This is a genomic window from Neptunomonas sp. (genome assembly GCF_041601355.1).
In the GTDB taxonomy this organism is placed as follows: domain Bacteria; phylum Pseudomonadota; class Gammaproteobacteria; order Pseudomonadales; family Balneatricaceae; genus Neptunomonas.
Map to the genome: position 1 here is coordinate 1 of NZ_JBFIIH010000118.1, position 12,067 is coordinate 12,067.

Here is a 12,067-nt window from a genome sequence, read left to right on the forward strand (position 1 = left end):
ACCGCCCTGTGTTTCTTGAATATAGGTTTTTATCAGGTAATTGTTAACTTAATCGTATCTTCCATAACAAAAGCTTTATAGTTTTTTTGACCAAAACAGTACTATGTGTATAGTAAACAACGCCAGACACGACTTATAAATCAGTCTGTTATTTGTTATCTCGCCATTTAATCTGGAGTCACCCCTCATATGAACCTGCTATGGGTCGTACTACTACCCCTTATTGGCACATTAGTCCCTTTGTTTACAGAGCGTTTCGGCCGCAATATCTGTACTTTATCCGTTGCATTATTACCCGCCTGGTCACTCATTCTGGTACTCATGTATGCAGTGGATATATTCGATGGGCAAGCCATTCGGCAAACCATAGAGTGGATTCCCGCTATAGGGCTGGATCTTTCATTTCGGCTCGATGGACTGTCACTACTGTTTTTATTATTGATACTCGGTATTGGGCTGCTGGTAATTCTGTATGCCCGCTACTATCTGTCAGCAAAAGACTCGATGGGACATTTCTTTGCTTACCTGATCCTGTTTATGAGCGCGATGGTCGGTATCGTCATATCAAATAACTTGATCCAATTATGGATGTTCTGGGAATTAACCAGTATTAGCTCGTTTCTGCTGATCAGCTTTTGGTCTCATAAATCAGAGGCCCGAAAAGGCGCGAGAATGGCCCTAACCGTGACAGGAGCGGGTGGACTTGCTCTACTCGCAGGGCTATTGCTGATCGGCAATATGGTCGATAGTTATGACCTCGATACGGTATTAGCGAGTGGTGACCTGATTCGATCACACGCCGCTTATCCAGTAGCCTTAGTATTGGTACTGTTAGGTGCATTCACAAAATCAGCACAATTCCCATTTCATTTTTGGTTACCCCATGCCATGTCGGCACCTACACCGGTAAGTGCCTACCTACATTCCGCCACGATGGTAAAGGCGGGTATTTTCCTCATGGCTCGTTTTTATCCGGCATTGGCCGGTACTGACTTATGGTTCATGATTGTCAGTTTAACCGGCTTGATAACACTACTTATAGGTGCATATGTCGCCCTGTTTAAGCATGATCTAAAAGGCCTTCTTGCTTATTCGACGATTAGCCATTTAGGCCTCATTACTCTTCTGTTGGGTCTAAACTCGGATCTTGCCGCCGTCGCGGCTGTATTCCATATTATCAACCACGCTATCTTTAAAGCTTCGTTGTTTATGGCTGCCGGAATCATTGATCACGAGTCTGGCTCACGGGATATGCGCAAGCTCAATGGTCTGATGAAATACATGCCCTATACCGCGACACTGGCCATCGTCGCGGCGCTATCAATGGCCGGCGTCCCTTTATTGAATGGCTTTCTGTCAAAGGAGATGTTTTTTGCCGAAACACTTAACCAAAGTACGCTGGGCTCTCTGTCCTGGATGATTCCGCTGTTAGCCACAGTCGGCGCTGCGTTTTCTGTCGCCTACTCATTACGCTTCATTCATGATGTATTCTTTAACGGTGAGCCAATAGACCTTCCTAAAACCCCAAAAGAACCTCCGCGTTATATGAAGGTACCGGTCGAGATTCTGGTAGCCCTTTGTTTACTGGTGGGGATATTCCCTGCCTATGTTGTCGGTGAGCTATTGCATGTCGCCGCTTCTGCGGTGTTGACGCGTGATGTCCCCGTTCACAGTTTGGCAATATGGCACGGATTAAACATACCGTTGTTCATGAGTTTCCTCGCCATGGTCGGAGGCGCAATTATTTACTACAACCGACGTCATCTTTTTCAGTTTCAATCACAATTTGATGAACCTGATGCAAAACATATCTTTGAAGGCATTGTTCAATCGATCGTCAACGCTTCTGAGCGCATTATAAGCACCTTGGAAAACGGCTCTTTGCAACGGTATATCTTTTTACTGTTGTTGTTCACATTAGCCATGGCGGGATTACCTCTGCTTGGTCTGACTCAGAATATAGGCACGCGCACTCAAATCCCGCTTGACGGTGTATCAGTCACCGGGGCCGTGTTATTGGTATTGAGTGCCGTCGCAACCGTAATATGGTACAGACGGCGATTTCTTGCGCTGATATTTTTGTCTGTTGTGGGGTTAATGGTATCGCTGATATTTGCTAAATTTTCAGCACCGGATTTAGCGCTAACGCAACTATCAGTCGAAATAGTCACCATTATTTTGTTACTTCTCGCGCTATTCTTTTTACCGCAAAGTACACAGAAAGAGTCAACTAACAGGCGTTTAAGCGGAGATTTATTAATTTCAGGGCTATTAGGTTGCGTCATAGGCACCATCTGTTTCGCCATGCTCACAACGCCTTTGGATACAATTTCAGACTTCTTCTTAGCCAACAGTAAAACCGGTGGCGGTGGAACCAATGTGGTGAATGTCATTTTGGTCGATTTCAGAGGCTTCGACACACTCGGTGAAATTACCGTACTGGGTATTGCCGCATTAGGAATTTTTAAACTGATTGCCAAAATGCGTATCTACATGCCTGTACGTGACGACGCCGGACGCGCCTGGAGTAATGATCCTCATCCAATTATGTTTGAAATGGTGTCACAGAGTCTGCTTCCACTAGCGATACTGGTATCCGTTTATATTTTCTTACGCGGCCATAACGTACCCGGTGGTGGCTTTATTGCCGGCCTTATTACCGCCGTGGCGATTATTCAGCAATATATTGCACACGGTGTTCAGTGGATTAAACCTCGAATCAAAATCGACTACCAATGGCTCATTGCCGGCGGGATATTAATTGCGACTACGACAGGCTTAGGCAGCTGGGTATTTGGCAAACCCTTCCTGAGCACCTGGTTTGATCACTTCAACTTACCCTGGATTGGAGAGTTCGAACTCGCCAGTGCTATGTTGTTCGATTTAGGGGTCTACCTTACGGTTGTGGGCTCTGTGATGCTAATACTGGCAAATTTAGGCAAGCTTACCACTAGCGAACGCTTTGAGATGAAGGAGAACGATTAATGGAAGCGATTTATGCGTTCTGTGTCGGTTTATTGACTACCTGTGGATTTTTTCTCGTGCTAAGAGGGCGGACATTCACTGTTGTCATAGGTTTAACCCTGCTGTCGTACGCAGTAAACCTGTTTCTTTTTGCCAGTGGTCGCCTAAAAATCAATGCCGCTGCAGTACTGGGACAATCCGCGGAATACACCGACCCATTACCGCAAGCACTGGTATTAACCGCTATTGTAATCGGCTTTGCCATGACTGCATTTGTGGTGATATTAGCCATGCGCTCGCGAGCTGACCAAGGGAATGATCATGTAGACGGTCAAATGCCCGACCAACCCAGCCGAATCAGTGTTTCAGATAAGAGGAGTGGTTAATGCAACACTTGGCTATTTTTCCCATTTTATTACCGATGCTGGCGGCAGTCTTTATGTTATTGCCGCCATTAAGTAACTCCATCACCCGACAGCGTATTTTTGCTGTTTCGATCCTGCTTCTTCTCGTCACAGTATCCGCTTTGCTTTTACTCACCAGCCATCAACAAGGAACCCAATTGTACATATTGGGTGGCTGGCAACCGCCTTTCGGCATCACCCTGGTCGGCGACAGACTATCAACCATGATGGTATTGCTAACCTCGGTGCTTGGATTGGGTGCACATTTATATGCCTGTGCAGGAGAAGATAAAGATGGCATGTATTTTCACCCACTCTTTATGTTCCAGATCATGGGGGTTAATGGCGCTTTTCTAACAGGGGATATTTTTAATCTGTTTGTTTTCTTTGAAGTGTTACTGATTGCTTCTTACGCGCTATTGATACATGGCGGCGGTAAACAGAAAACCAAAATGAATGTGCATTATGTGATTCTTAATTTAGTGGGCTCGGGTATCTTCCTGTTTGCACTGGGTATTTTATATGGCACCATCGGCTCACTTAATATCGCCGACATGGCCAACAAAGTACGCTTATTAAACGAACATGAACAAGCCTTAGCGAAAGCCGGTGGCCTGTTATTGTTGGTAGTATTCGGGTTAAAAGCGGCTTTGCTGCCATTACATTTTTGGCTTCCCAAAACCTATGCAGCAGCCAGTGCACCGGTTGCAGCGCTCTTCGCCATTATGACCAAGGTGGGTGTTTACAGTATTTTACGTGTACACACGACCATCTTTGGCGAAGATGCCGGAGCCCTTGCCAGCATTGCCATTCCTTGGTTATGGCCATTGGCGCTGTTAACGTTAATCATTGGCGCCATCGGTGTACTGGCCAGCCCGAGCTTAAGGTTAACCGCTGCCAATTTAGTCATCGTTTCGGTAGGGACACTCATACTGGCGATTGCCATGCAACGTGAATCGGCCACCTCAGCAGCGCTTTACTATATGATGCATACGACTCTGGTAACAGGCGCACTATTCCTGATCGCAGACCTCATTAGTAAGCAACGAGGCAAAGCCAAAGACCGCTATGTGATCGCACGCAAAATGAAGTATGGAAAATTAATAGGCATTGCGTTCTTTATTGCGGCGCTCACGTCAGTGGGTATGCCTCCCTTATCAGGTTTTGTGGGCAAAATAATGATATTACAAGCCACTCAAGGCTTGGCTGAAACTGCTTGGGTATGGGGGGGCGTGCTGCTAGCAGGGCTAGCGTCGATGGTAGCCATATCCCGTGCGGGTACCACTATTTTCTGGAGAGCTGCAGGAGAAAATACCAATGATGAGAAGATCTCCCCACTGAAGATTATCGCCGTTGTTTTATTACTCTCAGCATCACCGCTGTTGGTCGTGTTTGGAGGGGCTGTTACAGACTATACCAACCTGGCAGCAGCTCAACTGCATAACTCGACCCCAACAGTGACTGCTCTACTTCCAGGAGGGAATGAATAATGACAACTAATCCGCGTTTTCGCTTGTTACCCATGCCTCTGCATTCTCTGCTACTGTTCATCGTCTGGCTATTGCTCAATAACACTGTCGCGCCGGGCCACTTAGTATTAGCTGCATTTTTGGCAATCGCCATTCCTTTACTGACATCGGGTATGCATAACCCGCAACCCCGTATTCATAAGCCACTCGTTACCCTTCGCTATATATTAATGGTGATCGGTGACATTATTGTGGCTAATTTTGAGGTCGCGGTATTAGTAATAGGCCCCTCTAAAAAACTGCAGCCTGCCTTTGTCGCCATCCCTCTGGATATAGAGCATGCGCTTCCGATCACTATACTGGCCAGTACGGTCTCTTTAACACCTGGCACCGTTAGCGCAGAAATCTCCGAAGACAAAAAATGGCTCTATGTACATGTGCTTAATCTGACGAATGAAGAAGAGCTTATCGCCTTAATCAAACATCGTTATGAGAGACCTCTTAGGGAGATTTTCAAATGCTAAGTACTGCAATAGTGATTGCAACCACGCTAGTTTGCATATCCTTAATCCTTAACTTGTGGCGTTTGTTTATTGGGCCAAGTAGACCTGACCGCATTCTGGCACTCGACACCATGTACATTAACAGCATTGCGTTGATCATATTGTTTGGTATTTCTTCAGCTACATCCCTGTATTTTGAGGCTGCATTGTTAATTGCCATGCTGGGGTTTGTGAGTACCGCTGCCATGTGTAAATACATTTTACGTGGCGACCTGATCGAATAAGCAGCCACGTAAAGCCATATAACAACGATATACAGCTAAAGAGTCAGGAAAATAGAATGGAATTTTGGATTGAGTTAGTAGTATCAGTATTGCTGGTAGTGGGAGCCGGATTTGTATTTATTGGCTCACTGGGCCTGGCAAAGCTCCCCGACTTTTACACCCGCCTTCACGCCCCCACCAAAGCGACAACGCTGGGCATGGGCTGCCTGCTTATTGCGTCGATGATACTTGTCACCTATCAGCAAGGTTATTTAAGCCTGCATGAACTGCTTATTACACTATTTTTGCTCATTACTGCGCCTGTTACCGCCCATATGTTGTCTAAAACGGCGATGCACCATAACCTGGAGATAGTCGATAAAACGTCAGACAAGGCCCTGACAAAGCGTGCACGTGAGCGAATCAACCCATATCCGAATCCATCAAACAGTGATCCCTCAGACAGCGACCCTGCCTCTGGTTCTTAAGAATCCGGGGACAGTTTACTTAATTCAACTTACCCTGAGGACTAGGTTTCACGGCGAATGGTGAAGCTCGGGCCAACCATCGCGTAAGGAATAAAGTCCCAGAGATTTAAATAAATATTGGTTGATGCCTTACTAGTCTCGGCAGTCGGACCATAGCTATTGCTCTAGTACTCTTTGTGCTGCAGCAATAACGAACCTCCTATTTTTAACTCTTTAACTCTTGCCTCTGTAGTATTCCAGTAATACCACTCGCATTTTAGCACATGATATTTTCTTTGATGTCAGATCGATAACAATGACTTGTTGTCAGTCGTTCCTACTATTTTTTCGAGCATCGGAGCAAATAATGAATAATAAAAAAATATTAATGATCACAGGTGATTTTACTGAAGATTATGAAACTATGGTTCCTTTTCAGACGTTAATGGCTGTAGGGCATAGCGTGGATGCCGTCTGCCCGGATAAAAAGAGTGGTGACACAGTGGTAACCGCTATTCATGATTTTGAAGGTGATCAGACCTATACGGAAAAACGCGGCCATAATTTTGTATTAAATGCGACTTTCGATGACGTTGTGTTGGAAGATTATGATGCGTTGGTTATTCCGGGTGGGCGGGCACCCGAATATTTGCGGTTGAATCCTCAGGTCCTTTTTATGGTTAAGTACTTTTTTGATACGAATAAACCGGTGGCGGCAGTCTGTCATGGTGCGCAGCTTTTAGCGGCCGCAGGCGTATTAAAAGGTAAGCAATGCTCAGCGTATCCTGCATGTAAGCCTGAGGTGGAAAGTGCTGGCGGTACGTTTGCAGAAATCGAGGTATTTGAAGCAGTAACGGACGGGAATTTGGTGACAGCGCCGGCTTGGCCTGCTCATCCTGCTTGGCTATCTCAGTTTATGATATTGTTAAACAAATGAGAGTAGGGTGACATAATTGCGAACGTAAGGCGGTTGATTTAACGTGCTGGATTAACTCGGCCGTCTTACCCTTTGGATAAGCAAATACGGAGTGAATGCCCGTGTGTAAACTTTTTATTCAGGCGGATGCTGAGCTTTGGTCAAGTAGCACCAGGTCTTTGCGTATTGATGGGATGGTAACGAGTATTCGGCTGGAAAATTATTTCTGGACGATACTGGATAATATTTCTAACCGGGATGGTATGAATATTCCTCAAATGATCACACGTCTTTATCATGAATCAATCGATGCCGACCATGATTTAGGTAATTTCACGTCGTTTCTTCGCGTATGTTGCATGCGCTATTTAGCCTTGCAATTGAGTGGAGAGATTCCAATAAATGAGAGTGTGGCAATATCTTCGTTGGATGTTGAGGATATATTGGCGCGTGAGAAACGAGATTATCATTAGTTTATCTCTGATGGATGATGGCTCTTTATTCCCGGTAAACTTACTTCAACTAACGCTAAATTAGTTCACCTTTGTGTATTCACTGGTTAGGATAGCTCTACTATTTAGTAGGGAGATTCAACGTGAACGATACGCTAACCATTTTTGCCGTTAATTTTATAGTGACCATCGGAATCATATTTCTGATCGTCGTTGCGGCTTTATTGATCACTGCTTTTATTCTTTATCAAAATGATAAAAAGCAAACGGCGCAAACTATTCGACGTAACTATCCGCTGCTGGGTCGCTTTCGTTATCTATTTGAGCACCTGGGTGAGTTCTTCCGCCAGTATTTCTTTGCGATGGATAGGGAAGAGCTGCCGTTTAACCGTGCACAACGTAGCTGGGTATATCGTGCTGCAAAGAATGTAGATAATACGATCGCGTTCGGCTCGACACGTGATTTACGCAGACCCGGGACTTATTTCTTTCTTAACTGTCCTTTTCCCACCTTATCTGAAGATTCCGCACAATCACAACCGTCGCGTATAGGGCCGTATTGTGAGCATCCTTACGATGCACCCTCCTTCTTTAATATTTCGGGTATGAGCTACGGAGCCTTATCCGCGCCAGCGGTTCAGGCGTTGTCACATGGTGCGGCTAAGGCCGGTTGCTGGATGAATACCGGTGAAGGTGGCTTATCTCCTTTTCATCTTGAGGGGGGCTGTGATCTGGTCTATCAGATCGGTACAGCAAAATATGGTGTTCGGGATGCTAATGGCCAGTTATCAGAAGAAAAGCTAAGAGAAAAGGCAGCCATTCAGCAGGTACGGATGTTTGAATTGAAGCTTTCTCAGGGCGCTAAACCCGGAAAAGGAGGGATTTTACCTGCAGAGAAAGTCAGTAAGGCAATCGCTGAAATTCGTGGTATTCCCGAAGGGAAGGCGTCTATCAGCCCTAACAGGCATGCGGATATCGCTACTATTGATGACCTGCTTGATACTGTTGCAAGAATACGTCGGGTCACAGGTAAGCCTTGTGGGTTTAAACTGGTCTTGGGTACAATTGACTGGTTAGATCAGTTTTGTGAAGCGGTGAATAATCGAGGCATTGAAAGTGCGCCCGATTTCATAACGCTGGATAGCTCTGATGGCGGAACCGGCGCTGCACCTATGCCTTTGATGGATAACGTAGGTTTGCCAGTGCGAGAGAGTTTGCCGATTCTGGTGAATAAACTGCACCAACATGAATTACGTGAACGAATCAGAGTGATTGTATCCGGCAAGATGATAAACCCAAGTGATGTAGCGGCAGCTATTTGTATTGGTGCAGATTTTGTTGTCAGTGCACGCGGGTTTATGTTTTCACTGGGATGTATCCAAGCGTTGCAATGTAATAAGAATACTTGCCCGACCGGTATTACAACACATGACCCTGACTTGCAGCGGGGATTGGTACCTGAAGTAAAAGCGGAACGCGTCGCGCATTTTCATAATAACCTGGTGCACGAGGTAGAGACGATTGCTCACTCTTGTGGAGTCACTGAGCCCCGTCAACTAAAACGTCATCATGCTGCTATTGTCATAGACGGCGGTAGTTCGGTGCCGTTAAATATTATTTACCCTGAGCATTAAGCGAGCCGACTGATTAAGGATTAGCAGAGAAGCCCGGCATTTAGCTAGAGTGAATCAAACCAGGCTTTTCTGTCTAATACTGTTGCAAGCTTTCGAATTTCGCGGTGTTCTTCAATAGCGCGTCTGGCTTTAAATAAACGTTGAGTTGCTTGTTTTTTGTTATGAAGTTTTTTTGTGTCTTCGTAGCCCATAAGCGTATTCATGATTTCAAGCTGTATTTCGCTGAAACGATCCGCATTCTTTTTTAACATCACATATCAACCTGTTTTGTATTGTGTTGAAGTCAGGATATTTTATTCAGATTGCAGAAATATTAAGGCGATATAAATAGTTGATTACACTTCAGTATCGGGGGGTGTGATAAGACGCTTATCGTGCTGTCTTAAGCTGCGAAGACTACGTTTAATGGTTTTCAGATGATCAAGTAGCGCAGGGCCGAGGCGCATCGCAACGCCAACGGCTAATACATCAATAACCACCAGATGGAGTACTCTGGATGACATCAGGGTACTTAGGTCTTTATCCTCTTCCACATCAATATGGATAGCGATACTGGCCAGATCGGCTAATAAGGTATTACTCGGGCATAAAGTGATAACGGTTGCGCCGGTCTCTTTTACTAATTTGACAGTATGCAGCAGGTCTTTAGTTTGGCCTGTTTGTGATATAGCGACGACCACATCACCCGCAGACATAGAGACCGCTGAGATGGTTTGCATATGCGGGTCAGAATAAGCAGCAGCAGATATCTGTAAACGGTAGAATTTATGTTGTGCGTCGCTGCACACAGCCGCTGAAGCGCCAAAGCCATAAAACTCTATCCGTTTTGCTTTGACCAGTACATCAATCGCATTTTCCAGTGTTTCAGCATCCAACTGATCACGAATGTTGATCAGGTTGCCGATCATTGAGTCGAAAATCTTTTGCTTAAACTCTGAGACTGTGTCTTTAGAGTCCAGAGCAAACTGTTCGAAGTTAGGGTTACTGGCCAGCCCCTGGGCTAGCGTCAGTTTAAAGTCCTGAAAACCATCATAATGCAGTGCGCGGCAAAATCTGACAACGGTAGGCTCGCTGACATTGGCTTCTGAGGCCAGATCCACGATACGCATGTGGATAACTTCCTGAGGATTAGCCAATACGAAGTCTGCTACTTTTTGTTCCGATTTTCGGAGTGCAGGGTGAGCGTCATTGATTGACTTTAGTAAGTTTGCTGCGTTCAAAAGTAACTCTCGTTAAGCGCGATTACATAACATATCAGTATATCAACGAAATCTTGAACAACATAATGTCACAAGGATTAATGATTAAAACCAGGCAATTTTTTAGTGGCTAAGGCTGGATAGATTAAAAATTAAAGCGGTTTGTTATTGTCTTGGTTTGGTGTCTCGGTATTACCACGTACGTAATAAAAGAGCTGTCCGTGATTATTGCAGGGGCTTATAGTGCATGCTATGTTTATTGCATATTACTGAAAAATAATAAAATAAGGAGTAGGCCTTTGAAACGTCGTCAATTTATAAAAGGTGCCGGAGTTGCAACCGTAGCAACAGGTGCTTTGATGTCCACTGCCGCTCAGGCAGCACCAGAATTTAAGTGGAAAATGGTAACTACCTGGCCTAAAAACTTTCCTGGTTTAGGTACAGGAGCGAACTACCTGGCTCAGCTGATCAATGATATGACCGGTGGCCGCGTTGAAGTTAAAGTTTATGGCGCTTCAGAATTAGTTGGAGCCCTCGAAACTTTTGATGCTGTTTCCCGCGGAACGGCGGAAATGGGACATGGCGCTGCTTACTACTGGAAAGGTAAAAGCCGTGCGGCGCAGTTCTTTGCCGCTGTACCTTTTGGTTTGACTGCTCAGGAGATGAACAGTTGGTTGTATCACGGTGGTGGTATGGAGCTGTGGGAAGAAACCTATGCACCGTTTGGTTTAGTGCCTGGCGCTGGTGGTAATACTGGCGTACAAATGGGCGGTTGGTTTAATAAAGAGATCAATTCAGTAGAAGACCTGCAGGGTCTTAAAATGCGTATGCCTGGCCTAGGTGGAGAAGTATTGAAGCGAGCGGGAGGTACTCCGGTATTACTACCAGGTGGTGAGATCTTCCCTGCACTACAATCTGGCGCAATCGATGCGACAGAGTGGGTGGGGCCATATAACGATGCAGCCTTTGGCTTACATAAAGCCGCGAAATTTTACTACTATCCAGGGTGGCATGAGCCAGGTACAACCATGGAATGCTTCATGAATAAAGAAGCATTTGAAAAATTACCGGCTGACTTGCAGGTGATTGTGCGCAATGCGATTCGTGTCGCAAACCAGGATATGCTGGCAGATTTCACGGCGAAGAATAACCTCGCATTGGAGCAGTTGGTTAATGATCAGAACGTGGAGTTGCGTAAATTCCCGGATGATGTTCTGGCGAAACTAAAAGCTCTTTCTGATGAAGTGATTGCAGAAGAAGCGGCCAGTGATGACATGTCGAAGAAAGTGTTCGATTCTTTCGTTAAATTCCGTGATCAGGCAACTAAATGGCATCAGGTATCAGAACAGGCTTACCTGAATGCGCGTAACCCGTTATAAGCGGTAATTGTTCATCTTAAAGCCGGCAGATGCCGGCTTTTTTATGCCCGCTATTCTGGCTCTGGCTGCTTTTCAGGCAGCATGTTGCTGGTTTATTCTTGTTACCCCATGTGTTTTATCAACTGTGGATCTGCACACATAAAAATGTATGGTTCCCCTCATGATTGCAACACAGATTTGTGATCATGAGGTGGTTTTGCGCTAATGTATTCGGAGTCTTTAATTAGGAATGTGTTATTCCCGCTCCACGATGAGTATCCGCGCCAGATAGCCCTTAAAAAGCCGGCAGCTTTTCACAGCTGTTTTTTATGACAGGTTTGCCACCCGGACGGTCAACCGTTTTCATCATCACGCTCTATTATTGCAAACCCGATTAAACCTGTTGTGCCTGATAAGGCTCATTCTTACTTAAAACAG

Annotated in this window: 12 protein-coding genes; 10 read left to right on the plus strand and 2 right to left on the minus strand. The window is 45.4% G+C overall.

Features of this window, described 5'->3' with window-relative positions; translation table 11 throughout:
• The first annotated feature begins 189 nt into the window (after positions 1-189).
• From ABY436_RS15825 to ABY436_RS15865, 9 genes are all read left to right on the plus strand, one after another.
• Positions 190-2,985 carry a monovalent cation/H+ antiporter subunit A gene (locus ABY436_RS15825; protein WP_372739900.1) on the plus strand — a complete coding sequence of 932 codons (2,796 nt, stop codon included), beginning with the start codon at positions 190-192 and terminating at the stop codon, positions 2,983-2,985.
• On the plus strand, positions 2,985-3,350 hold the full coding sequence (locus ABY436_RS15830) for a Na+/H+ antiporter subunit C (protein ID WP_372739901.1): 366 nt from the start codon (positions 2,985-2,987) through the stop codon (positions 3,348-3,350). Before ABY436_RS15825 ends, ABY436_RS15830 begins: the two co-directional genes overlap by 1 nt.
• Positions 3,350-4,858 carry a monovalent cation/H+ antiporter subunit D gene (locus ABY436_RS15835; protein ID WP_372739902.1) on the plus strand — a complete coding sequence of 503 codons (1,509 nt, stop codon included), beginning with the start codon at positions 3,350-3,352 and terminating at the stop codon, positions 4,856-4,858. Before ABY436_RS15830 ends, ABY436_RS15835 begins: the two co-directional genes overlap by 1 nt.
• Positions 4,858-5,361 (plus strand): Na+/H+ antiporter subunit E, encoded by a 504-nt coding sequence (locus tag ABY436_RS15840; protein WP_372739903.1) that lies wholly within the window; start codon positions 4,858-4,860, stop codon positions 5,359-5,361. Before ABY436_RS15835 ends, ABY436_RS15840 begins: the two co-directional genes overlap by 1 nt.
• Positions 5,355-5,624, plus strand: a complete 270-nt coding sequence (locus ABY436_RS15845) for a K+/H+ antiporter subunit F (RefSeq protein ID WP_372739904.1) — start codon at positions 5,355-5,357, stop codon at positions 5,622-5,624. Before ABY436_RS15840 ends, ABY436_RS15845 begins: the two co-directional genes overlap by 7 nt.
• Before the next feature lie 56 nt (positions 5,625-5,680).
• A complete protein-coding gene (locus tag ABY436_RS15850) occupies positions 5,681-6,091 on the plus strand; it encodes a Na+/H+ antiporter subunit G (protein ID WP_372739905.1) in 411 nt (136 codons plus the stop codon).
• Between the two features lie 346 nt (positions 6,092-6,437).
• The gene (locus ABY436_RS15855) at positions 6,438-7,007 is read left to right on the plus strand and encodes a DJ-1/PfpI family protein (RefSeq protein WP_372739907.1); all 570 of its coding nucleotides are present in this window, start codon (positions 6,438-6,440) and stop codon (positions 7,005-7,007) included.
• Between the two features lie 101 nt (positions 7,008-7,108).
• Complete coding sequence (locus ABY436_RS15860; RefSeq protein WP_372739908.1) at positions 7,109-7,459, plus strand: ribbon-helix-helix domain-containing protein; 351 nt, start codon at positions 7,109-7,111, stop codon at positions 7,457-7,459.
• Positions 7,460-7,581: 122 nt separating this feature from the next.
• Positions 7,582-9,072, plus strand: coding sequence for an FMN-binding glutamate synthase family protein (locus ABY436_RS15865; RefSeq protein WP_372739909.1), 1,491 nt, complete (start codon positions 7,582-7,584; stop codon positions 9,070-9,072).
• A gap of 44 nt (positions 9,073-9,116) precedes the next feature.
• On the opposite strand, the gene ABY436_RS15870 is transcribed toward ABY436_RS15865, so the two are convergent.
• Positions 9,117-9,323: a PA3496 family putative envelope integrity protein gene (locus ABY436_RS15870; RefSeq protein ID WP_372739910.1), complete on the minus strand. Its 207-nt coding sequence runs from the start codon at positions 9,321-9,323 to the stop codon at positions 9,117-9,119.
• 84 nt (positions 9,324-9,407) lie between these two features.
• Positions 9,408-10,292, minus strand: coding sequence for a transcriptional regulator HexR (gene hexR, locus ABY436_RS15875; protein ID WP_372739911.1), 885 nt, complete (start codon positions 10,290-10,292; stop codon positions 9,408-9,410).
• A gap of 278 nt (positions 10,293-10,570) precedes the next feature.
• Here hexR and ABY436_RS15880 point away from each other — a divergent pair, with 278 nt between their 5' ends.
• Positions 10,571-11,650, plus strand: a complete 1,080-nt coding sequence (locus ABY436_RS15880; protein WP_372739912.1) for a TRAP transporter substrate-binding protein — start codon at positions 10,571-10,573, stop codon at positions 11,648-11,650.
• Positions 11,651-12,067: the final 417 nt, after the last annotated feature.

Coding starts and splice junctions, on each gene's coding strand:
- ABY436_RS15870 (WP_372739910.1), bottom strand. CDS start 9,323: ATGTTAAAAAAGAATGCGGATCGTTTCAGCGAAATACAGCTTGAAATC.
- ABY436_RS15855 (WP_372739907.1), top strand. CDS start 6,438: ATGAATAATAAAAAAATATTAATGATCACAGGTGATTTTACTGAAGAT.
- ABY436_RS15840 (WP_372739903.1), top strand. CDS start 4,858: ATGACAACTAATCCGCGTTTTCGCTTGTTACCCATGCCTCTGCATTCT.
- ABY436_RS15850 (WP_372739905.1), top strand. CDS start 5,681: ATGGAATTTTGGATTGAGTTAGTAGTATCAGTATTGCTGGTAGTGGGA.
- ABY436_RS15825 (WP_372739900.1), top strand. CDS start 190: ATGAACCTGCTATGGGTCGTACTACTACCCCTTATTGGCACATTAGTC.
- ABY436_RS15845 (WP_372739904.1), top strand. CDS start 5,355: ATGCTAAGTACTGCAATAGTGATTGCAACCACGCTAGTTTGCATATCC.
- ABY436_RS15830 (WP_372739901.1), top strand. CDS start 2,985: ATGGAAGCGATTTATGCGTTCTGTGTCGGTTTATTGACTACCTGTGGA.
- ABY436_RS15835 (WP_372739902.1), top strand. CDS start 3,350: ATGCAACACTTGGCTATTTTTCCCATTTTATTACCGATGCTGGCGGCA.